The organism is Lacrimispora sphenoides JCM 1415, assembly GCF_900105615.1.
GTDB lineage: Bacteria > Bacillota > Clostridia > Lachnospirales > Lachnospiraceae > Lacrimispora > Lacrimispora sphenoides.
Genome location: NZ_LT630003.1, coordinates 3693919 through 3718538 on the forward strand (window position 1 = coordinate 3693919; position 24620 = coordinate 3718538).

A 24620-nucleotide genomic window follows, 5' to 3' on the forward strand; every position below is an offset into this window, starting at 1 on the left:
CCAGCATCAATACGCATTTTTATTGATAAACCCTTTGAATATGGTAAGAAACAAAATCTTAAAATCAAATCCCAGGGTCCAGTTTTCGATGTAATACAAATCGTGTTCAATTCTTTTTGTGATGGATGTGTCGCCCCGGTAACCGTTCACCTGGGCCCAGCCGGTGATACCTGGACGGACCTGATGCTTGATCATATAGCGGGGGATCTCCTCTTTAAACTTCTCAACAAAGAGAGGCCTTTCCGGCCTTGGCCCCACCAGGCTCATGTCTCCACGAAGGACATTGATAAACTGGGGCATTTCATCAATGCTTGTTTTCCTGATAAAACGCCCTACTGGCGTCACACGGGAATCATGGGGTGTCGTCCATTTTGTTTTTTCCTCTGTGGCGGTCTGCACTACCATGGAACGGAATTTATACATAGGAAACGATCTGTTATGAAGACCCACTCTCTCCTGTTTGTAAATAAGCGGCCCCGGCGCAGTCAGCTTGATAAGAACTGCAGTAATAAGCATGACAGGAGAAAATAAGACCAGAGCAACGGAGGCTCCAAAAATGTCCACCATCCGTTTCACCAGGGCATTTACCGTATCCGTAAGGGGTACCCGGCGGATGTTGACTACTGGCAGTCCCTGTAAGTCCTCGATAAAGGGCCTTGTAGGTATCATGTTATTATAGTCCGGTATAAATTTGGTATGGACACCTGATTTTTCACAGGAAGCCACGATTCCTTCCAAATTCGCATATTCTTTGATACTTAAAGTAATGGCGATTTCATCAAGAGAATTTAACGCAAGGATCTCATCTAAATCACGAACCTTGCCGATGACATTGATTCCCTTGTATCCGGTTCCCCATTCCTTAGTGTCGTCAAGGATCCCCTTGACCTGATAGCCCCATTCAGGATTCACCCGAACTCTGTCTATGAAGCCTTCCGCCGCACGGCTGTAACCAATCAAAAGGATGTGCTTCTGATTGTAGCCCTTGGAGCGCATGGAGCGGAGCATCGAACGGAGCATATTCCGAACGGCTGTCTCCAGGGTTATATTGATAGCAAAAAAATAAAATACCATCCTGGTAGAGAACTGACTTAAATAAGGATTCTTTTTAGCCAGGAACAGGATCAGAGCAAAAAGCAGAACTCCCAGGAGATTGGCCTTGCAGATATTGGCGAACTCATACCGCCTCTCCTGAACTCTCTTTGGGGCATACAAATGGAAGATGCCGTAAAGCAGCAGATAGGTCGGCAATATGATAAGAAGCGCCGCAAAATAGTACTGTGGCCTTAAAACCTGTTTATAAGGGCTGAACAACCGGTTTCCCAGTAAAAGAAGCAGCCAGGCAAATACATAGGATATTACAATGACCAGTCCATCCAGTACTACATGAAACCCATTTAATTTTTTCTGATTATCCTTAATCATAGCAGCAAAACCTTCCATTCGTGCATTGCACCATATTTCTCCACCATAATTCCCGTATATTATACATGATATGTCAATATGATGCCATTAAAATATTCTTAATATGACCTGAAAATTTTTAACTTTCTTCGTAAAAATTCCCATATATAGAGGAACGTGCCAAAGACCAGCTCTCCTTCAATCCGAAAATAATTGCCAAGATGGGACATCCGGAACGGTACCTTTCTGGTATTCTTTGCTGTTCTTAGCCCTTCTTTTAACCCTTCCATATAATCGGAAGCAAAACCGATCTTCTTAAAAAACAGATACTTTACAAAGATTCCGGATAAAATGGGAAGCAGATTCACCAAAAGCTGCAAAACCGGCATATTCTTATAATTTAAATAAACATTATTCCTGGCAGCCAGACGAACCTTAAAGGAATTATATTTGGAACCGCTGGTTCCGCTGCCCACATGATAAACTACGGCTGTGGGACAGTATACGTTTTCATATCCATAGATCTTTGCCCGGTATCCCACATCAATATCTTCCAGATAGGCGAAATGGGCCTCGTCAAAGCCGCCGATCTCTTCAAACACTTCCCGCCTGTAGATGGCAGCTCCCGCGCAGGCAGCAAAAACGGTTCGGGGCTTTTGATAGCCCCTGATGCTTTGTCCTACGCCTCTCTGATAAGCCCAGCCTAATATGCTGTACATATCCCCTGCATCATCCATGAGCTCCTTGTGGTATAGCTGGATCATCTTACTGCTGACCGAAAATATCTTAGGCGACCGGTCCATGGCAAGTACCAGTTCCTTTATATAATCAGGTTCCGGTTCCGTGTCATTGTTTAACAAAATGACATAAGGGGTTTTCGCATGGCGGATCCCCACATTCACTGCCCCGGAAAAGCCTGTATTCTTCTCCAAAAAGACAGAAGGAATATTTCTATCCTTCAGCCACTCCACACTTCCATCCGTGGAACCGTTATCCACCACAAGAAGCTCAAAGTTCTTATCACTCTGAGCTTCCAGGGCCTTAAAACAAGGTTCCATAAATTTTAGTCCGTTATAATTAGGAATAATAACCGTTACTTTCTTCTCCATCTCACACCTCAAGCTGATAGGGTTCCCCGATTTTTTCCTTACGAAGGTCCCGCAGGGCAAAATTGGATTTACGCAGGGTCAGATTGGGATTGTAATAAGGATCCCCGTCTCTTAAAATCTCCGGCCATTTCCGGGAAAACTTTTTGATTTCCTCATTGAAGCGGGCCACTTTCTCCGGCGTATCTTCAAGCCCTCTTGATTTTGACTCGTAATGATAGAACAGGGCATATGGAGCGTAAACCACCAATTTATTCAAGGACCGGATCTTCATGCAGTAATCAATATCGTTAAAGGCAACGGCAAGGTCTTCTGAAAAACCTCCCGCTTCTTCAAACAAGGACCGTTTGCTCATCATGCAGGCAGCTGTTACGGCGCTGTAATTCCGGGCACACATCGCCTGATTGAAATAGCTGCTTTCTGCTTTATGAAGGCCGATAAAGGTATGCCCTGCAATGCCGCCAAAGCCAACCACTACACCGGCATGCTGAATGGTATCATCGGAATAAAGAAGCCTGACCCCGACTACGCCCACATCCTCTCTCTGGCAGAAGCCTAACATCTCATGGATGCTTTCCGGACCTACCATTTCCGTATCATTATTTAAAAACAGGAGATAATCGCCCTTTGCATGGGCAACGCCGAAGTTATTGATGGCGGAATAGTTAAATTCCCGCTCCCACGTAACCACATGGACAAAAGAGAACTCTTTCTGGATCCTTTCATAATACGCAAAGGTTTCCGGGTCCGTGCTGTTATTTTCCACAATAATGAATTCTAGATTTTGATACGTGGATTTCTCTATAACGGAACGAATACATAAATCCAGGTCAGTACTGTGATCCTTGCTTGGAATGATAACAGAAACCAGGGGATCTCCTGCTATCTTAAACATCGTATGATAGATTCCGTAATCAATACCTTTTTCAACAGAAAGCGCCTCTATGCCGACCCGGTCATAGTGGGCCTGAATGGCCCTTGCCCCTGCCTCAAAAGCATATAATTTACTTTCCGGATTGCTTGCAGTGGAATTCTGATGGCAGCGCCAGTGATACAGAGCCTTGGGAATATGGGAGATCTTTCTGGCTTTTTCCGTGCAGCGGAAAATAAAATCATAATCCTGGGCCCCGTCATATTCTTCCCGGAAGCCTCCCACCTCCATGAGCAGTTCATGGTTTACTACAAACAGGTGACAGATATAATTAACGCTTGTTAAAAGATCCGGGTTAAAATCCGGTTTAAAATGCGGTTCAAATAATTCTCCGCCGTCAATGTCAAGCTTATCTTCATCGGTATAAACCACATCAATTTCCGGATCGGAATTAATTGTTTTCACACACTCAAACAATGCATCGGGTGCAAGGGTATCGTCATGGTCTGCAAGGACAATAAAATCTCCTGTTGCCATTTCAATGGCAGCATTGGTATTTCCCGCGATTCCTTTATTCTCGCCAAGGATCACATAGCGGATCCGTTCATCCTTTATGGCATAGCGCTTTAAGACCCGTTCCACGCCCTCTCCCTTTGGGCTTCCGTCTGCAATGCACACTTCCCAGTTCCCATAGGTCTGAGCCAGCAGGGAGTCCAGCATAGCCGACAGATAACGCTCCGGTGTTTTATAGGCAGGTATTACCACAGACATCTTAGGTCTATAGTCAAAAACAGTCTTTCTTTGGGCTTCCAGCTCTTCATCCGTGGTTTTCGTTAGGGCATACCATTCCGGATAATCATAATCACTGTCAATTCCCTGAAGCTTGTGCCTGGATTTTAATACAAAGGCCTTAAAGCCGTTATCTCTCCAGAAATCTGCAGCGGACCGAAGGGTCTGCACATTCATCATGCTTTTCAGCTTTGTGCTTTTTTTATGGGCAGAGCTGTTCTGTCTTTCGATTATCTGGGCATTCAGCTTCACTCTGGCAGTTTTACCGTCGCACCGGATGACCAGGATCCTGTCCTCGTTTTTCTCCCGGATGTAGGGAATTCGGATGTCAAACCCTAAATCCCTGTCGGCTGTTTTCTTAAAATAGATCTGGCACACATCATCTCTGCGTACCGGAACGTACTTAAATTCCACATTTTTTTCCTGCCCGTCCAAAACCTCAAACGCTGCCTCTGAGTCAAGGCTCTTTCCAATGACCCATCCGTTTAAAACGATTGAATTTTCACGGATTCTCGCTACATCTATCTTATATTTCATCTCTGTTCCCCATTCTCCACGGATGCCGACATTAAAAGTATCTCATCTTCCGGACCGTTTTCTTCTTTTTCCGTAAAATTGATCCGTTCCTCCTCAATGACTAGAGGCCGTTTCATAACGCGGGCATTGATGGACAGAACATATTCTCCTACAAGTCCAATAAAAAAGATCTGTACGGAGCCAAGAAAACACATGCCGATCAAAAGAGGTGCCATACCTGCTGGAAAACGGTCCCAGTACACCAGTTTCATGATCAGATAGACAAGTGCCACCATCATGCTGGCAAAGGAACAGATGCTTCCGAATATGGTCGCGAGGCGAAGCCCTACCTTGGTGTAAGAAGTAACGCTTAACATGGCCGCATCATACAGACGGTAAAAATTATTGCTGGTCTTTCCTGCCCGCCTTTTCGGCTGCTCATATGGAACCTCCTTGCGCCGAAAGCCAAGCTCCGCCACAATTCCACGGAGAAAGGGCGTAGGGTCATCCAGTTCCCTAAGAACCTTTATAAATCTTTGATCGTATAAGCCAAAGCCGGTGAAGTGCTCGATCTGCTCTACATCGGAAAGCTTTTTAATGGTTTTATAGTAACAGCTTCTCAGCCAGTACATGATCTTATTCTCTTTGCTGGATTTCTTGATTCCGATGACGATCTTATAACCTTTTTCCCATTCCTTTACATACTTTGGAATCATTTCCACCGGATCCTGAAAATCCGCTGCCATAAGAATGGTACAGTCGCCCGTTGACTGGAGCATGGCATAATAAGGAGAGTTGAACTGCCCGAAATTCTTGGCGTTAAAAATCCCTTTTACTCGTTTCTCCTGGACGCACAAACCACGGATGATCTCCCTGGTCCGGTCTTTGGAATCATTATCAATAAAAATCAGTTCATAGGTGTATCTTGGCAATTCAGTATTAAATATATGGTCAATCGCCTGATACAAGGCATTTATATTTTCTTCCTCATTGTAGCAGGGAACCACGATGCTAATTGTTTTCATATGTTCACTTCCAATCTATCTGAACCATTACTTTAATCAAATCTTCCGGCTTTTCTTTCATAAGCTGCAGAGCTGCTTCCACCTGCTCTAAGCCACTAAGATGGTGAGTCACAAGCTTTTCGGGATTGATCCTTCCATACTGGACCATTTTTAAAAGACGTTCAATTCTCACTCTGCCACCCTTTGCAAGCTCCGTGTGGATCGTCTTTCCCGCCATGCCCCGTCCGCCTGAAAACTTGGGGAACGGAAGGTTACCGGTTCCACCATAGTAATTCACATTGGATATGGTTCCGATCCCGTATTTTGCCATATCTACCGCCTGGGCAAAAACTTCATCCCCGCCTCCGCAGATGATGACACCGTCAGCTCCCAGACCTCCTGTCCGTTCCATGACCTGTTCCGTTACGTTTCCATCTTTATAGCTTAAGACCTCTGTGGCTCCGAACTCTCTGGCAAGCTTTACGCAAATGGGCCTGCTGCCGACTGCCAGGATCCTCGCAGCGCCCAGATGGCGCGCTCCTTCAATCGCCATAAGCCCAATAGGGCCGATTCCCAGGACCACTACGGTATCGCCAATTTTAATATCCGCAAATTCCGCTCCAGTAAAACCTGTAGTAACAACATCCACGCACATGAGTGCCTGCTCCAAAGTGATTCCCTCTGGAATCTTTGCCAAAGTAGTATCTGCATCAGGTACTAAAAATTTTTCCGCAAATACTCCCGGAGCCGTCCTTCCAAGCTGGTGGCCGGAAAATGGGGCGGTCGCATGCTTAAAATTTCCTTCCTGGATTCCGCAGGCTCTCCAGTCCGGCGTGATGGCAGGAACAGCTACAAGATCTCCAGCCTTAAAGTCACAGACCAGTTCTCCGGTTTCCAGGACTTCCGCCACACATTCATGTCCCAGGATCAGGTTTGGAGCCTTCCTGGAACCTCCGCCATATACCGTATGGACATCGGAGGAACAGGGGGTCACCGCGATCGGGCGTAGGATGGCCCCATAGGGAGTTACGACAGGTTCCGGCGCATCATACCAGCCGACCTTGCCAGGTTCGATTAAAACAAAAGCTTTCATAGGTTTTTCTTATATCCTTTCCAAATGATTGGATTTTAACGCCAATATCTCTACATTCCCGCCAAATCTTTCCTGTATGATTCCCGCAATCTCATCCGTATAACCAGGAGCTACAATTAAAATGGCATCTACCGGGTCCATATGATAATGATCCGGGGGTACAATGGGAAGATGGGAGGCAGGAGCGTATTTTCCCTGTTTAAAGGGTGCGGAATCAATGATGTATCTTGCAAACCGGCCGATGACCGTTGTAGAAGCCAGAGTAAAGCCCTGATGACTGGCGCCCCATATGCCTAAGGTTTTTCCCCGGCTCTTAAGACCGTCTGTCAGCTCTTCCAGTTCCCTGCCAATGGTATCCAGGCTTTCTTTGAGACCGGATATGTCTACCGGCGTATGCGTTCTTCTCTCTTCCGGCTGTCTGGCCGGACTTTTCTTCACGATGACAGAAAGGGTATCCCGGTTTATCATTTCCTCCTCTAATACCTGAAACCCGGCTCTTTCCACCGCATAGCGCAGGGTATCAAAGGTATAATAGGCAAGATGGTCCCGGATCAGTTCATAATATCCGTCATACTGCAAGATATATTCAAGGCTTGGAACTGTAATTAAGCCCACGCCCTCCTCTGACAGGTTGTCCGCTATGCAGCGGAGCATTCCCACCGGGTCTGGCTGATGCTCCAGGAAATTGAAGGATAAAAATCCGTCAAAGGGGCCGCTTGCACTGCCGTCATCGGCTGCAAGGACTTCCCCTTCCGCTGCAAACTGCTTCCAGACTGTAAGACCCTTTTCCTTTGCAAGACGGACAAGACTTTCCCTGTTTTCAATTCCATAAGCCTTTACAGGAAAGTCTGACAGCAGTCCGAGAAATTCCCCCTGGCCGCAGCCTGCCTCAATCAGCTTTTTTCCTTCCAGATGATACATATCAATAAAATGCCGGTACTGGCTCTTTCTTAAGTTTACCATGGTGGTGGTAAAGCCGCCGGAGCGGATCACGTCCTTGTAGTATGCCACAGGTTCACAATCAAACTGTACCAGACCGCATGCCTGGCACTGGTGGAGGAAAAGGGTAATCCCCTGCTCCTCTCCCAGTTCTTCCTTGACCGGAATATCCTGAGCCGAAGCTGGCATATCCGCAAGGGTCATCAAAGGCGTTTCCCCAAGAGGTCTGCCGCACACAATACAAATCCTATCTCTCATACCACAAAATTTCCTCCATGTCAATATTTTGTAATCGAATGAATTTAGCGGATCGTCCGCCGGATCCCCTCCGGAAAGTCCACAAGAGGCTGCCAGCCCGTTGCTTTTTCCAGCTTTTTTATATCAGGAATAAGGTTTGTGAGTCCTTCTGCATTAGGCGCTCTTCTTCCGTAGCTGTAGCTTCCGTGAAAGCCTAAAACCTCATACATCGTCCGGATGTATTCTCTTAAAGGCCTGTTTTCTCCTTCCGGTCCCGCTACATTATAAGTTCCGGAAACTGATTCTTTCTTCTGTTCCATCAAAAGTATCAGCGCCCGGATGCAGTCATCAAGATATAAAAAGTTCCATATTTGCGTACATTCTCCCAGGGAAATATACTCTCCTCTGCGAAATGCATTAAGGCAGCTTTCCACCAGGGACCAGGGATGATCTCCTGGACCGTACACGCTGAATATCCTGGTATGGATGTATTCCATCTCTGAAACACCGGATTTTCTCCAGTTCTCTGTCAATTCCAATGCCCTGTTTAAAAATTCAAGCTTGGCTCTTCCATATTCAGAGACAGGCTTACACGGCATCTCCTCTGTCATCGTATCTTTATGAATTCCGTATTCTGCCTGGGAACCGCTGAAAAGAAAGCGTTTGCAGCCAAGGCGTCTGGCTCCTTCCAAAGCCTTTAAGGAATCTTCCACGTTCTTTTGCTGGACCTCTCGTTTCATCCGGTTTTCACTTCCGGAGCCATCCCAGCCAAAATGGTAAAATGCCTGGCATGGCTCGTGAATTACCTGACCCAGCTCATGAAGCTCTTCTAATTCCCGTTCGATCCGTACAAGACCCTCCCGCTCGGCCGCAAGGCTTCCCATATTCTTTGAACCGGGACGGATTACGGCAAATACCTGGTTTTTCTCTTTTAAAAGCTGGTCAACCAATGCTCTCCCAAGAAAACTGGTGGCCCCTGTTACAACAACATTCAACGCTTTTCCTCCCCTTACTATTCCCTGATCCTCGGGATGATCATATTCCGGTCCATCTCTTCATCGGAAAGGAATGGAGACAAATCCTCTAACGGCGGCGAAATAAGGGTTCCATCCGGCAGGCGTTTCGCAGAGGACTTTGGTTCAAAGTTCTGGTCCTGGCTTACAAATACCTCGCAGATGACTGGACCCTTCATGGCCAGCGCAGTTTCAATCGCTTGTTTCAGCTGGCTGTTATGGCATGCACGGACATAAGGATAGCCATAGGCTGATGATAGTTTTTCCATGTCAGGGAAGCTTAAATCCTGGCTGTCTACCCCGATTCCTACTAATGGCTCTCCGAAGAAATTCTTCTGGGTCTGGCGGATGGAATGGTAGCCTCCGTTATTAATAAGGAATATTTTAACTGGCATATGGTGATGGATGATGGTCTGCAGCTCCTGTAAGTTCATCTGAATGCTTCCGTCACCTGTAACCAGGATGATGTCCTCTCCCTGTTCAGCGACGCACGCTCCAATGGCAGCCGGAAGATCATAACCCATGGAAGCCACTGCTGAGTTGGATATAAAGCGCTGCCCCTTCTTAATGATATAGGCATGTCCTCCCACAACACAGGCGGATCCATTGCCTACTACAGTGACCCTGTTCTCTGGGACTCGGATACTTAGTTCTTTTATTAATGCATAAACATTGGCTTCCTCATCTTCTCCGCTTCTGTAGTGCTTTGGAAGTACGACCGGGTATTTTTCCTTCCACATACGGCAGGTCTCATTCCAGGTCATGCCATCAAGGCCCTTTCCGCCGGAAAAAAGTGGGTGATTATGGGAAGTTTTGTATTCTGAATCCAGTAGTTCCTCTAAGGCTGTAAGCAGATCCTTTACATTGGCCTGGATCTTCATATCGGCGTGAATGGATGGTTTCTTCAGCTCTTCAGGGTCGATATCATTGACGATCACATAGGCTTCTCTTGCCCATGTAGTATAATTGTACCCCACCTGCCGGATGCTTAAGCGGCTTCCAAGAGAAAGGACTAAGTCGCTGTTTTGAATGGCAAAGTTACCTGCACGGTCTCCCATTCCACCGCCTCGCCCTGTGTAAAGCGGATGCTCATCTTCTATGCAATCCTGGCTGTTCCAGCCGGTCACTACAGGAATTCCCAGCTTGTCTACTACCCGCATGAATACCTCATGGGCTTGTCCAATGCGGATTCCGTTGCCTGCATTGATTACGGGACGGGAAGATGATTTTATTTTTTCTAAAATGGCCCGGGCAGCATCTGCTGTTACCTTTTCCGGAAGGATCTGTCGTTTTTCTCCGCAGCCGGGGTCATCCTGCTTTATTTTTGCTTTGGTTTCAGAAGACCAGCCATCTCCGCCATTCTCGTAATTTTCTGGGGAAAAGCCGATTAGCTCTTCTGTTTCTATATAGGCGCCCTGGACATTTAAGGGTATGTCCAGCCAAGTGGGGCCTGGACGGCCGGATAGGGCGAGGTAAATGGCTTTTTCTAAAGTGTAGCGGATCCTTATGGGGTCAATTACCATCTCGCTGTATTTTGTCATACAGTCAATGGCCTTTGTTATATCAAATTCCTGATCTCCCATGGCTCTGATTCCGACTCCTGACCATCTGGCCGTTGTGTCATAGCGCACCTGACCGGACAAAATTAACATGGGAATAGAATCCAGAAAACCTCCCAGCACTCCGGTAATGGCATTGGTGCCCCCAGGGCCCGTGGTCACACAGACAGCAGCAATTCGGTCCTTGATTCTGGCATAGGATTCGGCCGCTATGGCACATGCCTGCTCATGATGGTTATATAAACAGTGCATTCCCTCCTGATGCCCCAGGGCGTCGTTTAAATGCATGGCTCCTCCGCCTGTAACCGTAAACACCTGTGTAATCCCGGAATCAACCAACTTCTGGGAGATATAATTGGATACTTTCATTCTCATGGATCTTCTCTCCTCTTTTTGAGATGTTTATTTAGTGCGTTGTGCAGAACTGTAGACTGTAGTCTATGCTTCTGGTCCGCAGTGCAGCCTGCGAATCCTGCGGCTTCACAGGCTCACGGGCATTCGCCCTATGAATTAGAACACGGAAATTTTTTCTTACGTGCCAGCACGACGAAAAATTTTCCGTGTTCTAATTCGCACTGCTCATTGCTTTCGTGTAGATTATACCACACCCCCCCTCTTTTTCCTATTTAAAGTTTTCTTACTTTAATTTCTTTTTGGTTACTCCTAACCCCTTGGTTTTAGCTTCTTTTTTCTTTTTATGTTATCTCCTTCCATATCTGCCATCAAACCACACTATCAAATGGCCTCCGGAATACGGTATAATCGCAGGGTAATGCAACTATGGATTTTCGGCCACGATAAAACTTATTGCAAAAAAGGAGAGAACATATTTATGAAAAAGCACTTAAAATTGATGGCTGTATTATCCGCTGCCGGTGTTTTAACCGTAGCAGCTCCAGAGCTGGGCTTAATCAGCACAGCAGCCACCGCCTATGCTAAGGTAGTTGGCTGGGTTGAGGAAAACGGAAGCTGGAAATTTTATGAAGATAATGACAGTTACGTAACCGATTCCTGGAAAAAGCGCGGCGAAGACTGGTACTACTTAAACGAGGACGGCAATGTCGCCATCAATACACAAGTCGATGAATATTACGTAGATGAAAGCGGGAAAAGGGTTTCTGACAAATGGATTTCCATGACCAATGAAAACTTCTGGGATTCAGCTGATGCCCCTGAGTTTTTATGGCACTACTATGGAAAAAACGGTAAGGAAGTTGTTTCCAAGTGGCAGAAAATCAACGATAATTTGTACTACTTCAATGACCAGGGTGAAATGCAGACCGGAAAGATTGAAATTGAAGGAAGTATTTATTATTTAGGACAAGAGAATGACGGCGTTATGAAAACAGGCTGGATCGAGCTTGCAAATGACTCTGATGATCTTGATGAAACCCAATCTTGGTACTATTTTGATAAGAGCGGCCGTATGGTAGAAAACCAGGTCGACAAAAAGATCGATGGAAACTATTATACCTTTATTAACGGAATCATGCAGAAAGGCTGGTACAAGCTTCCTGTCACTGCAACCGAATCCGAAGCAACCGCTGATGCAACTACAGCAGCCGGATACCAGTACTATGATCCAGAGAATGGTGCACGTGTTAACGGTTGGAAGGTAATCGAAGGTATTGAAGGACTCAGCGAAGAGGGAGAGACCTATAATTTCTATTTCAAGAACGGTGCTCCTACCTGCGCAGCAAATGGTCTTGAATTGTTTACCATTGATTCCAAAAAATATGCATTCAATACTAAGGGAGAAATGCAGACCGGACTGAAAGTTATCAACTTAGAAGACGGCGGAATCGCCAATTTCTACTTTGGAACTGACGGTGCTATGACTACCGGAAAGCAGACAGTTTACAATGAAGATCTGGATGAGGATCAGGTATGGTTCTTCCAGACAGAAGGTACTAACAAAGGACAGGGAGTTCACGGTATCCGTGACAACGTCCTGTATGAATATGGCTTAAGAAAAGAAGCTGATGCTGACTTAAAGGTTGCTCCTATTTCCTTTGAAGGCAATCAGTATCTGGTAAATGCCAGCGGTTCCCTCCAAAAAGCAACTTCCTCTTCCAAGTCTGCTACAAAACCAGAACTTGGAGCAGGATATAAGGATTATAAGGATTCCAATGACAAAGTATGGGTTGTCGATGTAAACGGCATTATCCAGTAAAGTAAAAACAAATTACAAAAGATTCATCCGTTCAAACATAAAGAGGTCCGCACGTTTGCCGCGTGCGGATCTCTTTTATGCATTCTGCACCAATTATCCGGGGGTTTTTGTATACCTTCTATAAACTTACAAATTTTTATATAATTTGTACCTTTTCGCGTTATAATTAAAATTATTTTACGTTATATATTATAGAGGTAGATTGTTTTATGGTAAAAAAAAGGAGGAGACCGATGAGAGAACTGTCCGTGTACTATTGTCCCAAATGCGGCTACTATGGATATTATCAGCTTCAGCGGAACGCAGTTTGCCCCAAGTGCAGGGAGGATATGATAACCTTATCCATCAGTTATCAAGATTTTATGGATCTCTCCTGCGAAGCAAGGGACGAATTGCTTTCCACCCACATTATTGCCACATCCTCTCCCTATGTCCGACGACTGCTGGCGCCACACAAGGTCAATAACAACCGGGAGATCATCGCCCGTATGGGGGATCGCATTACTGAATTAGAAATAGAAAATGAAAAGCTGAATAAAACTATTGAATGGATGCACCAAACAATATGGGAACTGATGCGCAAGACCAAAGGATTAGATCCCGGTAACGAGGACACTTCCAAAACCGGGATCGATCCCTGATTGGGATACTCCCGGGAGTGCCCCCGCACTCCCCGGCTATCCCTAATCAGGCAACCTCGTCAGCGCATATGTAACGACCTATCAATCTGTTAAGCGTCTGATTTAACCTTTTAATCACTTTATGGAGTTTTTCATTCTCTTCCATAAGCCTTTCATTCTCAATCTCTATAATCCTTAGCTTCTCAGCGTCTGTCATATAGAAAACCCTCCTTTTTTTGCTTTTCTTGTAATCACTATAAGCCGTTTTTGATTGTTTGAAAAGCGAAACAAATCGCAATATTCGACATTTTTTTGTCATTCTTTAATAATTTAGCCATAATTTTTTCTAAAAATAGGTAAAAATACAACATCTATTTATACTAATAAATCAGGGTACAATATGTGCTGTAAGAGATTGTCGATAAAATTCGTGAAAAATTGGTCACTTTTGATAACATTTTAACGACTAAATATTACATTTCATTGTATATTCTGATATTCATGGGTTTTTACATCAGTTGAAGCTTATGTGATGGAGGTACTTTGTAATCTGTAAGACCTTTTCGCTAACTGGCAGGCAGGGATACAACGACTCCATAGCTCTGCAGCCTTACCACTCACCTTTAAAAGTATCTACATTATCTTTATTTACTTCAACCTGCTTAATTTCTGTAACAGGTTCAACTGTTTCACCTTTTAAGAATTTAACTGCTGTTTCAATCGCTACATGCCCTTCTTCAACTGCTGACATATAGGTGGTACCATCAATTAAACCATCTTTAACTGCCTGAAGGCCATCAATACTTCCGCCCAGACCGATAACTTTTACAGTATCTTTTAATCCTGCTTCTTTTAAAGCCTGTCCTGCCCCGGTTGCTGAGTTATCATCCTGACAGATTACAATATTAAACTCTGTTTTTTTCTGAATCATGTCTTCTACAATTTTAAGTGCCTGTTCTTTTTCCCAGTTAGATGTCTGATTAAATATAACTTCAATATTGCTGCCTTCCAGGGCCCGTTCTAATCCTTTTTTTCTATTAATCTGTGGTGTTGTTCCCGGAACGCCTTCAATTAGAATTGCCTTTCCGCCATCTTTACCTAACAGCTGTTTTGCAAGCTCACCGGTTACTGCACCTGTATTTACTTCATTTTGGCCTACATAAGATACAAGACCATCATATTGTCCACTTTCCTCTCCACCGATTGCATTGGTAAATGCCAGAATTGGAATGTTTGATTCATTTGCAGATTTTACAATCTTCTCGCCTGATCCTGAATCAACAGAACATATTGCAATTAAATCCACACCTTTTACAATAAAATCTTCTGCCTGAGCAAGCTGTTTCGAAGCATCCCACTGTGCATCTGCATATTCAATTTTCACATTATTCTCTTTTACTGCTGCATCAATTCCTTCTTTTGTTGCTACAAAATAACCTGTCGGGCCTGGAAGTAAAACTGCAATTTTATACTCGTCTTTTACCTCACCTGCTGCCTGTGTTTCTGCAGTCTTTGTAGCTGCTGCTGTTTCTTCCTTGGCCGGGGCAGAACAAGCAGTTATACCCGCTGCCATCACCGTTGCTAATCCAAGTGCCAATACTTTTTTCATTTGCTTCTTCATAATATTCTCTCCTTCTCTTTTTGGGGCTTAACTTGAAGCCAGCCGTTTCTTACTAAATGAATCTGCTCCCACTGCGATTAATATAATTAATCCTTTAAATATATATTGAAAATACATATCTACACCGAGTAAGTTAAAACTATTATTGATTACGCTCATAAGCAGCACTCCGATGACTGTTTTCAATACAGATCCTGATCCGCCTGCAACAGAAGTACCCCCGATTACTACCGATGCAATTGCATCCATATCATAGCCATCTCCCGCTGCAGGACTGGCTGTCCCCATTCTGCCTACCAGTACTATCCCAGCCAATGCCGCTAACACTGCGTTGATTACAAATACCTTTATTTTATAAGAGTCTACATTGATTCCATTTAATTTACTGGCTTCTTCATTGCCCCCAACAGAATAGACATATCTTCCAAATCGTGTTTTTGTAAGAATGATAAAAGCTATGGCAACTGTTGCTGCAAATATGATGACAGGAATCGGAATCCCAGCCACATATCCATTTCCGATGGTATCCAGTACCGGAATTGTTCTTGTAATAGGATACCCTCCGGTAAACATCAGCATGGAACCTTTCACCACACTTACCATTGCCATGGTTGCAATCAGGGAAGGAACATTAATTTTGGCAACTGCAATACCATTAATAAGTCCTACCACTGCACCAATCCCAAGAGCTGCCAAAACAGCGATTGCTACCGGAACCCCATTCCCCATTGTTATCAGTTTCATCGTTATCGCACCTGACAAAGCAGCTACCGCCCCAACTGAGATATCAAAGCTTCCTGATATAATTACAAATGTCATTCCTGTTGCGATTATGCCGATGATGGAAGACTGCCGTAACAGGTTTAAGATATTCTTTTGAGTTGCAAATGCCGGAGTTGCAAATGAGATGACCACACACAGCAGAATAAAACCTATTACAACACCATATTCCCGAAAATTCATCTTTTTCAGTACACCCATTTTATTCTTCATATCACCCTTCTCCTCTATACATCAAATATCTTATCCATAATTTCCTGAACTGTAAGATTGTCATTTTTCAACTCACTAACAATCATTCCATCTCTGACTACCAGTATCCGGTCTGCAACACGGATCACTTCCTCTAAATCGGACGATATAAATATGACCCCTATTCCCTGTCCTGAGAATTCCTCTATCGAATGAAAAATGTCTTCCTTCGCCGCAATATCAATTCCTTTGGTAGGTTCGTCATAAATAATCAAATCCATATCCTGATTCAGCCATTTGGATACTACAACCTTCTGTTGATTGCCGCCGCTAAGTTCTTTTACCTTTTGTTTCACATTGCTGATTTTTATGCCCAGCTTCTTTTCTGCAAATTCAGCGAATTCTATTTCTTTTGCTTTATTTAAGAATCCTGACGTCTTAAACTTATCAATCTGAACGGCCGTAGAATTTTTATATATTTCCTGTCCCAGTATCAGACCAAGATGTTTTCTGTCTTCCGGAATAAAACCGATCTTATGGTGGATCGCCTGTTTCGGCGATCTTACCTTTACAGCTGTTCCATTCATTAAAATTTCACCGCGGTCACAATGGTCCACCCCATAAATCAGATTAATGATCTCTGTTCGTTTAGAACCGACCAGGCCGGCAAATCCTACCACTTCACCTCTATGAACTTTAAAGGATACATCTTTCACCACATTTCCCCGGCCAAGATTTCTGGCTTCCAAAATAGGTTCACTGGTATAATCTGCATGAAAGGTCTGTTTTTTTCCTGCAATATTGCTGCTGTCAACACCTGTCATTAACTGAGTGATCTTTTCTTTTGTAAGGTCCTCTACATCATAGCTTCCAACCATAATGCCATTTCTCATAATGCTGGCGCTGTCACAATTCAGAAAGATCTCATCTAAAATATGTGATATATAAATTATGCTTTTACCAACTGCTTTTAGCTTTGCTATAATTTCAAAAAGACTTGTTTTCTCATTATTAGTAAGTGAAGTTGTTGGCTCATCCATGATAATGATCTCAGTATCACAGGAAACTGCTTTCATAATCTCTACCATCTGCTGCTTGGCAATGCTCAGCTTAGACACAATCACATTTGCAGGAATATCAAATGAAAACCGCCGGCAAATATCTTCATACTCTTTTTTCATCTCCTCTTTTTTTAAAAAGATGCCAGAAACCACTTCTCTGCCAAGAAAGATATTGTCAATTACCGATAGTGTTGGCACCAGGCTTAGTTCTTGATAGATCACACTAATGCCTGATTGCTTTGAATGATAGCTGTCCTTAAAATTTATCTTATCTCCTCTTAAGTAAATTTCACCTTTGGTTGGTGCATGAACACCGCCCAGTATTTTAATCAATGTAGATTTTCCTGCGCCATTGGCACCTAAAAGAGCTCTGACCTCACCTTTCCCCAGTGAGAAGTCAATATCATTCAGCACTTTTACAGCCCCAAAATCTTTATATATGTGCTTCATCTCTAATATCCGATTCATTTACATTTCACCCCTGCCTCCAAAGCAATGGTAGACTGCCTCAATATTTTCTTCAGGTGCCGATAGAATATCCCAGGATAACACAAAGCCTTTCATATTGGTTTGAGACAGACTATTAATAGTATCTTTTATATATTCCGGATCTGCCGGTACAACATCCTTAATTCTGTTCACTTCAATCCCGCAATAAACCGGTATATTTAATCGCTCCATGACATCAAGTTCAGATTTCACAAAATCGAGATCAATCCGGTTATCTCCGTCTGACTTAATTCCAAGCAGTTGATTAAACTCTCTCCTGACCGTATCGATATTCATGCTTGTAGTTCCTGACAGGAAGCTGTCATATTCAAAAGGAAGTCCTGCCGGAGCACAGGTAATCCGATACATCATAGGCTTCACGAAATCTGTTAATTCGTTAAGTCTAGACAGATCCTGTCCGGTAAAATGGGCTAAAAAAGGTGATAATACATCCATGCCGATCTTTAGGCCCTGTTCCCTGAAATAACCGGTAATCTCTTTTAGCGAATCATAGATAAAGTCTGCTTTACAATCGAAAAATTTTTCCCAGATCGGATTGTCAAACCGATAGCTTCCATCTTCATAAGCTAAGCATTTTAACGGGTGTCTGCCATAACCCTCCAGCCCATTAATAACTTTGTCCATCTCTATACGTAATTCATTAACGTCCAGTTGTCTTTCCTGATACTTTTTCATACACTCAGGGCAGAAGCAGCTAAACACTCCGGTGATTTTATTGGAAAAGGAAGAATACCTGATTTTATCTAAAAATATTCCATCAAAGCCTATTTTACTAAAATATTTTTCATAAATATGTTTGACACTCTCTCTGTTTTGTTTTATATTAGGACAATAAAACTCGAAGTTTTCTCCGTCTTTCAACAGGTAACTTTTTACTTCCTCACCCCGAAAATCCTGCAGGAAACTTACCGGTTCCAGCAATCCTGTCTCTGAAAAAACTGGCATCCATAGATATAATTCCGCCTGATATTTATGTACCAGTAGTTTTATCTTTTTATATAGTTCCTCATCATCAGACCAACCGATAATTACCTTTGTGACCCTTATTTTATCCAGTAATGGTTTTAATTTGCTTTCCACTTCTTCATATGTAGTCTCTTTATTCAAATATCCTCCGGTAAATACCTGCAGGACAATTTCTTTTTTCTTCTCCAGCAGCCTCTGTGCTAACTTTATCCCTCCAAAGGATGGCTTATTCTTCTGGATATAAAACTGAATATCCTGATTAGGAATTAATTGTCTGATTTCTGACGCAAGCATGTCTTGATAGATCTTGCTTTTTAATACTCCGCCTGAGAAAACAATCTTTGAGGCCTCTGATAAATCCATTTGTTTTACCATGCCCGCAACCTGACCAGCCAATTGTTTGGCTCCGTCTTTTAATATGTTAATGGATAATTCATCCTGCTCCTCGGCTGCTTTTACAACTTCATAAGCCAGACCTGCAATTTGATTAATATCCTTAATTTCTGTCACAGTATATGGAAGATCTGTATAACTCTCCGCCTGGAAATAGCCTCTGACCTGTTCAAATACAGGTACATATGGATAACAGTTATCACAATAAAGAAGAGTTCTCTTTAATAACTCACATCCGATCCAATAGCCGGATCCAATATCACTGAAATGGTAACCCCAGCCTCCTGAACGTCTGACCTCTCCCTGTTTATCTATTCCGATTACGATTGAACCAGTTCCTGCAATCACTACAATTCCCGGTCCCTGCGTCTGTGCATAAAATGCCAGTACTCCATCGTTGCATAAATGAACATTGTCTTTTGTAAATCCCAGACTTAAAATCCGATCAAGAATCATCTGATAATCATTATCCGAATCACATCCTGACATTCCAAACACTCCCATCAAGATATCATCAGGCGTAATTTTATATGTCTCTTTTAGCCGTTCAATCCCTGCTCTTAGCTGGTCATAGGCTTTATCCCCTCCTACTGACTTGATGCTAGTGGATCCAGTTGTAAAAGTATCTATCATATTCCCTTGCAGATCACTGATATAAAATTCTGTTTTAGTTCCTCCCCCATCTACTGATAATAAATATTTCATCTTATTAACCTCGCTTTTTATTAGATAATGAATAGGAAGAAGTACTTTCCCTAATGCACATACGAATTACACCTTGAATACTGCTTTTTCTTAAATCTGCCGCATTTATTATGGAGGGAACATTGCTTTCATCCACCCATTCTGCCAGCTCCCGCTCTATCTTTTGACAATCATGTTCTGTCAGACATCTATGCTTCATCACGATGATTTCAGGGTTCAAAACGCAGATAACACTTAATAGGCCTTCAACAATTGTACGAATCAGCATTTCTTTATACAGCCCCTGCTCAGACAACCCGGAGGATTGTTCAATTGCCTCAGTGATTAATGATATTTGTGTTTCAAAGTTACCTGTATATCTGGTAACCTTTCCTTTTATTGGAAAATGCTGCTTTACCGGTATGTAGCTTAACTCTCCGGCAAAGTTACTGGAACCTTTAAACAGCGACTGGTTAATGATAAATCCTGATCCGATTCCCTGATCCAAGTAAATCAAAGCCATGTTTCTGACTTTATTATTCTGATACTCTGTATTATAAATTCCTAATGTAGTCAGATTAATATCATTCTCAAGCAGAACCGGAAGCTGATATTTATCTGATAAAATACCAGAAATATCTTTCCCTTCCCAGGAAGGGATATTGGGAATATTGGTAATGGTACCTTCCTTTACAACTCCAGGAACACCGATTCCTATTGCTTTTATCATATGATCACCGCACTTTTCAATGAGACTGTCCAGTGCTGCATATGTATCTTCCATGACCTCTTCATAGACATCCACTCTGGTAGGAAATTCATGCACATAAATTAATTCACCTATGGAATCTGAAATGGCTCCAATATAATGATTCTTATAATAATAAAGACCGATATAATAATTTGCTTCATTATTAATTTCAAAGAACATTGCTCTCCTGCCACCGGTGGATTCGCTGGCTCCACTGACTCTTACTTTTTCCTCCTGAATCAGTATAGCAACTGTTTTATTTACAGTAACCAGACTTAGCTGTGACCGTTTGGCTATCTCTGGTTTTGTGATTGGACCATTGCTTCGAATAATTCCTTCTACTACATCTTTATTTAATAATTTTATTACACCTGGTTTTCCAACCATCTCGCCCATAATTTAATCCGCCTTGTACTTACTTTATAAACTTTATTAATTAATTTACTCTAATTATAGCAATTATGATTACTTTTGTCAACTTGTATTAATATTTTTGTACAAAATATTCTAATTTTAATTGTATTACTTGTGCAGTACATACAATCATTTTTACTTTCTTCATGATTGTTTTTAACAGCTTTGTTTTATCATATTAGATTCTTAAGACGCTTCAGTCAGAAAAATGATGTCCGCCTTCTATACCTTTACGTCATCCTCATCGGCTCCCATCTGGTAGGCAGTTCATATTACGGTGAGCATAATGTTATGTAGTTTATTAAAGCCTAAATGGAATACAAATCAGCATAACCAATAAGATATGAAATGCGGTTATACTGTTCCCTTCTTCTGTGGAGTAAAAACCATAGCCGTTTTGTCTTTCAACATTTTACTGCCGGAATGAGTCCGAAAATACCCTGCTATTAAGGATGAGGGAGAAGGTAGTTATGCTATAGATATATTTTTTGAGAATATTTTAGACAATAATGTGACGTGCTGCTATGATGAACTTTAAACGTTAGTCTGAAAAGGTGAAAGAAAAAAAGATAAACGGTACCCCTAGTCAAGAACACTAAAAGAGAGAGCCTCTTTTGGTGTTCTGCTATCTGGGTACCGTTCATCCCTATTTTCCAAATTAGAAATGGAAATTAATTATTATTTTTCGATTTGAACCCTTTTGGTGATGTCTTCCTTCTCTTTTAAATCAGGCTCATTTACAATTCCTCCGAAAGGCATTTGGGCAATCAGCAAATAGCTTTCCGGCAAATCAAACAGTTCCCGGACCTTCTGATCTATAACCGGGTTATAGTGCTGTAAGGAAGCGCCGATCCCTAATTCCCGCAGCCCGCTCCAAATGCTTATTTGAAGCATTGCACTGGACTGCATCGCCCAGGCTGGAAAATTGTCCGCATACAGTGGAAACTGTCCCTGTAATCCTTTTACGACCTCCTGATCGTAGTAATAAAGAATTGTTCCTGCCCCAGCTTTAAAGCTGTCGATTTTTTCTCTTGGGACCTGGCCTTCGAAAGCGTCATAGATAGCGTCCCATAATAACTCCTGCTTTTCTCCTAACGCCACAACAACGCGGGAGCTTTTCATGTTAAAAGCATCAGGTACCAATTCTGTTAATTTTTCAATTTGTTCAATGACTTCTCCGGTATCAACGGGAAGTTCTTTATTAATGCTGTAATAGCTTCTTCTCTTTTCCAATGATTCAATTATGCCCATTTTAAATCCTCCTGATCTAATTATAATATTTTATTAGTTATCATATGACATTTTCTTTTGTAAGAATGTTCCCTGATCCAGATCTGTAAAAGCTTTTTGCAATTCAGCTTTCGTATTCATTACGATGGGACCTCCCCAGGCGATAGGCTCTCCTAATGGCTCTGAGCTTATAAATAACACCTGGGCATTCTTCTCAGTACTTTTTAACTCGACCTTGTCTCCAGAGGTAAGCTTTGCTGCTGTCTTCTCTCTTACCAGTTCTCCTCCGACAGAAACCTCTCCGGACAGGGTAAAGATCATAACCAAGCGGTCTGGATCCGTATCTATGGAAATGGAAGCGTTGGGATCAAGATGGATATCGTAGTAATCCAGAGGAAGATATCTGCCCATGTATCCGTTACTGTCCTTATATTGCCCGGCAAGTAGTCTCAGCTTTCCATTTTCAAGATTAATCTCTTCAATCTCATCATTTTTTATGCTGTGGTAGGAAGGAGCGGTCATCTTATCCTTTGATGGTAAATTCAGCCACAACTGTACTCCAAGCATTCGTTCTGATGCAGGTAGTTTCTCTTCATGCAGGATTCCGGAACCTGCTGTCATCCACTGGACTTCTCCGTCGGAGATAGAATCTTCATTTCCTAAACTGTCCCTATGAACCATCTGCCCGCGGTATACATAACTGATTGTTTCAATGCCCCTATGCGGGTGCATGGGGAATCCAGCTGTGTAATCATCGGGATTTGTGCTGTCAAAGGAATCCAGCATCAAAATGGGATCGTATTCTTCCATTGTTTCATGTCCTAATACCCTGACCAGGTTTACACCGGCACCGTCCTGGGTTCTAAAGCCTCTAACCTGTCTTTTAATCTTTCTCTCCATTAATCTCATCTCCATACTTTTTTAATAACATTGCCAATTGTTCTTTTTCTTCATCAGTCCAATGAGCCATTAACTCAATAATCCTGGCTTCATTTCTTGGGTAAACCTGACCAATCAACTCCTGTCCCTGAGCTGTGATATGGAGAATGCATCGCCTCTTATCCTTGCTGTCCGCTTTCCTTATAAGATACCCTCTTTTCTCAAGGTTATTTATAATAAGAGGAATGGTTCCGCTGGAACTTAGGATTTTTTCCTGTACCTGACCGATGGTCATGTCTCCTTTGTGGTATAGGGCCTCTAATACGGCAAATTGGCCCATGGTTAGATTGTACTCTGAAAAAATTTTGGTTGATTGGCGGTCAATGTAGTTTACGGCCCGATGGAGGCCTATTAGGATTTTTAACTCTGTCTTTGCCATTGCTTCTCCTATATTATCTCTATGTAGTTATATATTACTCTATGTAGAGATAAATTGCAAGAGGTTTTTTATTTTATAATTATATAAATCTAGTAAGCGCTCAATAAATAGTGCCTTTCTTTATTGTTAAGATCCATGCAATAATTAGTTCCATATAATTAGAGTTTTACAAGTTTTTCAAACTCTAAGAATGGAGGTATTTATGGATCAGGTTACTCAAGCAAAAACTTTAAACAGTGAAAAAAAGCCATAGCGGAATGTCAAGCAAGCTGTCTTTCCGTAAAAACATGGTGTGACCAGAATGGATTTAAGGAGCAATCCTATTACTACTATCTGCGGAAAATACGCGAACAGGAAATAGATAACCTTCCTGTATCGATTCCAAAAGAAACTACCGATCCTGTAGTATTTAAAAAACTTGAGATTCAATCTTCGGTCACCAATACGCAGGCAGCTGTGATCGTTCATCTTCCATCTGCATAATTGGAAATCCGCAATGGCGCAGCACAGCAGACTGTTGAGACAGTGCTCCTTGCACTGAGATGTCTATGTATTTCAAAGGATATGTCCATTCCGATGGGTACTCTGGATACAATAAACTTTCGGGGATCACCCGGTGTAGCTGCTGGGCGCATCTGCGAAGGAAGTTTGTGAAGCAATTCCTAGTAAGAAAGCAGTGGATGCTCCGCTGACCAATGCAGAGATTGGAAGGGATTACTGCAACCAGCTTTTTAAAATCGAAGAGGGACTGAAATCACTCTCTTCGGAAGAAAGATTCTGCAAGCGTCTTGAACTGGAAAAACCAGTTCTGGAAGCTTATTGGTGCTGGCTTGATAACTTATCTGTCCTTAAGGGGTCTGCTTTAGGAAAAGCTGTTACCTACGAACAGAATCAGAAATCATATATGGAGAACTATCTTCTCGATGGAAGATGCTCCATTTCTAACAATACAGCGGAAAATGCGATTCGTCCATTTGCAGTAGGACGAAAGAACTGGCTGTTCGCAGACACACCAAGAGGTGCAAGTGCATCAGCTGCTATTTATAGTATCGTAGAGACCGCAAAAGCAAATGGACTTAACATATACACCTACTTACAGTATTTAATCTACATGCCAGACTCAGACTGGACAAATCATCCGGAAGACCTCGATTACTTGATGCCCTGGTCAGAAGATGTACAAAATGAATGCAAACGTTAATGCTCAGGATCGGTTAGTATATCTGATCCTGTGATGAGGGGGCGCGGACATAAAGTTGGACTCTAGTGGGACTCCGAAAGGAGTAACGAAGAATGTACTCAAAGTATCAAAGAAAAAAAGCATTACAACTTTATGACCAGTGTAAATCTATTAGTAAAGTCATTCGTAAATTAGG

The 24620-nt window shown here is 42.7% G+C and carries 20 protein-coding genes and 1 pseudogene; 4 read left to right on the forward strand and 17 right to left on the reverse strand.

Annotation, left to right across the window (positions count from 1 at the left end; translation table 11 throughout):
• Positions 1-6: 6 nt before the first annotated feature.
• The 8 genes from BMX69_RS16805 to BMX69_RS16840 all read right to left on the reverse strand — a co-directional run bounded on the left by BMX69_RS16805 (position 7) and on the right by BMX69_RS16840 (position 10906).
• Positions 7-1425 carry an undecaprenyl-phosphate glucose phosphotransferase gene (locus BMX69_RS16805; protein WP_025229992.1) on the reverse strand — a complete coding sequence of 473 codons (1419 nt, stop codon included), beginning with the start codon at positions 1423-1425 and terminating at the stop codon, positions 7-9.
• 98 nt (positions 1426-1523) lie between these two features.
• Positions 1524-2513: a glycosyltransferase family 2 protein gene (locus BMX69_RS16810; protein WP_100042983.1), complete on the reverse strand. Its 990-nt coding sequence runs from the start codon at positions 2511-2513 to the stop codon at positions 1524-1526.
• Between the two features lies 1 nt (position 2514).
• Positions 2515-4707, reverse strand: a complete 2193-nt coding sequence (locus tag BMX69_RS16815; RefSeq protein ID WP_100042984.1) for a glycosyltransferase family 2 protein — start codon at positions 4705-4707, stop codon at positions 2515-2517.
• Positions 4704-5711 carry a glycosyltransferase family 2 protein gene (locus BMX69_RS16820; protein ID WP_054790257.1) on the reverse strand — a complete coding sequence of 336 codons (1008 nt, stop codon included), beginning with the start codon at positions 5709-5711 and terminating at the stop codon, positions 4704-4706. The genes BMX69_RS16815 and BMX69_RS16820 overlap by 4 nt, the downstream gene beginning before the upstream one ends.
• Positions 5712-5715: 4 nt before the next feature.
• Complete coding sequence (locus tag BMX69_RS16825) at positions 5716-6783, reverse strand: zinc-binding dehydrogenase (protein ID WP_100042985.1); 1068 nt, start codon at positions 6781-6783, stop codon at positions 5716-5718.
• Between the two features lie 9 nt (positions 6784-6792).
• Complete coding sequence (locus BMX69_RS16830) at positions 6793-7980, reverse strand: class I SAM-dependent methyltransferase (protein WP_054790256.1); 1188 nt, start codon at positions 7978-7980, stop codon at positions 6793-6795.
• 44 nt (positions 7981-8024) lie between these two features.
• Positions 8025-8954 (reverse strand): NAD-dependent epimerase/dehydratase family protein, encoded by a 930-nt coding sequence (locus tag BMX69_RS16835; protein WP_054790283.1) that lies wholly within the window; start codon positions 8952-8954, stop codon positions 8025-8027.
• 17 nt (positions 8955-8971) lie between these two features.
• Positions 8972-10906: a thiamine pyrophosphate-binding protein gene (locus BMX69_RS16840; protein WP_100042986.1), complete on the reverse strand. Its 1935-nt coding sequence runs from the start codon at positions 10904-10906 to the stop codon at positions 8972-8974.
• A 457-nt stretch (positions 10907-11363) separates the two neighbouring features.
• Between BMX69_RS16840 and BMX69_RS16845 the strand changes: the two genes are divergently transcribed.
• Both BMX69_RS16845 and BMX69_RS16850 read left to right on the forward strand, forming a co-directional pair.
• On the forward strand, positions 11364-12704 hold the full coding sequence (locus BMX69_RS16845; RefSeq protein ID WP_100042987.1) for an N-acetylmuramoyl-L-alanine amidase family protein: 1341 nt from the start codon (positions 11364-11366) through the stop codon (positions 12702-12704).
• A 233-nt stretch (positions 12705-12937) separates the two neighbouring features.
• Entirely contained in the window at positions 12938-13345 is a 408-nt protein-coding gene (locus BMX69_RS16850) for a hypothetical protein (protein ID WP_054790255.1), read from the forward strand.
• A 46-nt stretch (positions 13346-13391) separates the two neighbouring features.
• On the opposite strand, the gene BMX69_RS24495 is transcribed toward BMX69_RS16850, so the two are convergent.
• The 9 genes from BMX69_RS24495 to BMX69_RS16890 form a co-directional block, all read right to left on the reverse strand.
• Positions 13392-13541 carry a hypothetical protein gene (locus BMX69_RS24495; protein ID WP_166433203.1) on the reverse strand — a complete coding sequence of 50 codons (150 nt, stop codon included), beginning with the start codon at positions 13539-13541 and terminating at the stop codon, positions 13392-13394.
• Between the two features lie 393 nt (positions 13542-13934).
• Positions 13935-14945, reverse strand: coding sequence for a sugar ABC transporter substrate-binding protein (locus BMX69_RS16855; RefSeq protein WP_100042988.1), 1011 nt, complete (start codon positions 14943-14945; stop codon positions 13935-13937).
• A gap of 27 nt (positions 14946-14972) precedes the next feature.
• Positions 14973-15938: an ABC transporter permease gene (locus BMX69_RS16860; protein ID WP_054790254.1), complete on the reverse strand. Its 966-nt coding sequence runs from the start codon at positions 15936-15938 to the stop codon at positions 14973-14975.
• Between the two features lie 14 nt (positions 15939-15952).
• Complete coding sequence (locus BMX69_RS16865; RefSeq protein ID WP_100042989.1) at positions 15953-17446, reverse strand: sugar ABC transporter ATP-binding protein; 1494 nt, start codon at positions 17444-17446, stop codon at positions 15953-15955.
• Complete coding sequence (locus BMX69_RS16870; RefSeq protein WP_100042990.1) at positions 17447-19552, reverse strand: N-acetylglucosamine kinase; 2106 nt, start codon at positions 19550-19552, stop codon at positions 17447-17449.
• Positions 19553-19556: 4 nt separating this feature from the next.
• Positions 19557-20678: an ROK family protein gene (locus BMX69_RS16875; protein WP_100042991.1), complete on the reverse strand. Its 1122-nt coding sequence runs from the start codon at positions 20676-20678 to the stop codon at positions 19557-19559.
• Between the two features lie 696 nt (positions 20679-21374).
• Positions 21375-21947: a nitroreductase family protein gene (locus tag BMX69_RS16880; protein ID WP_100042992.1), complete on the reverse strand. Its 573-nt coding sequence runs from the start codon at positions 21945-21947 to the stop codon at positions 21375-21377.
• A gap of 33 nt (positions 21948-21980) precedes the next feature.
• Entirely contained in the window at positions 21981-22826 is an 846-nt protein-coding gene (locus BMX69_RS16885; protein ID WP_054790248.1) for a pirin family protein, read from the reverse strand.
• Positions 22810-23244, reverse strand: coding sequence for a MarR family winged helix-turn-helix transcriptional regulator (locus BMX69_RS16890; RefSeq protein WP_025230009.1), 435 nt, complete (start codon positions 23242-23244; stop codon positions 22810-22812). Before BMX69_RS16890 ends, BMX69_RS16885 begins: the two co-directional genes overlap by 17 nt.
• Positions 23245-23493: 249 nt before the next feature.
• Here BMX69_RS16890 and tnpA point away from each other — a divergent pair, with 249 nt between their 5' ends.
• Both tnpA and tnpC read left to right on the forward strand, forming a co-directional pair.
• Entirely contained in the window at positions 23494-23727 is a 234-nt protein-coding gene (gene tnpA / locus BMX69_RS25255; RefSeq protein ID WP_408610345.1) for an IS66 family insertion sequence element accessory protein TnpA, read from the forward strand.
• Between the two features lie 71 nt (positions 23728-23798).
• A pseudogene (tnpC, locus tag BMX69_RS24925) lies at positions 23799-24445 on the forward strand (IS66 family transposase); the annotation flags it as partial.
• Positions 24446-24620: the final 175 nt, after the last annotated feature.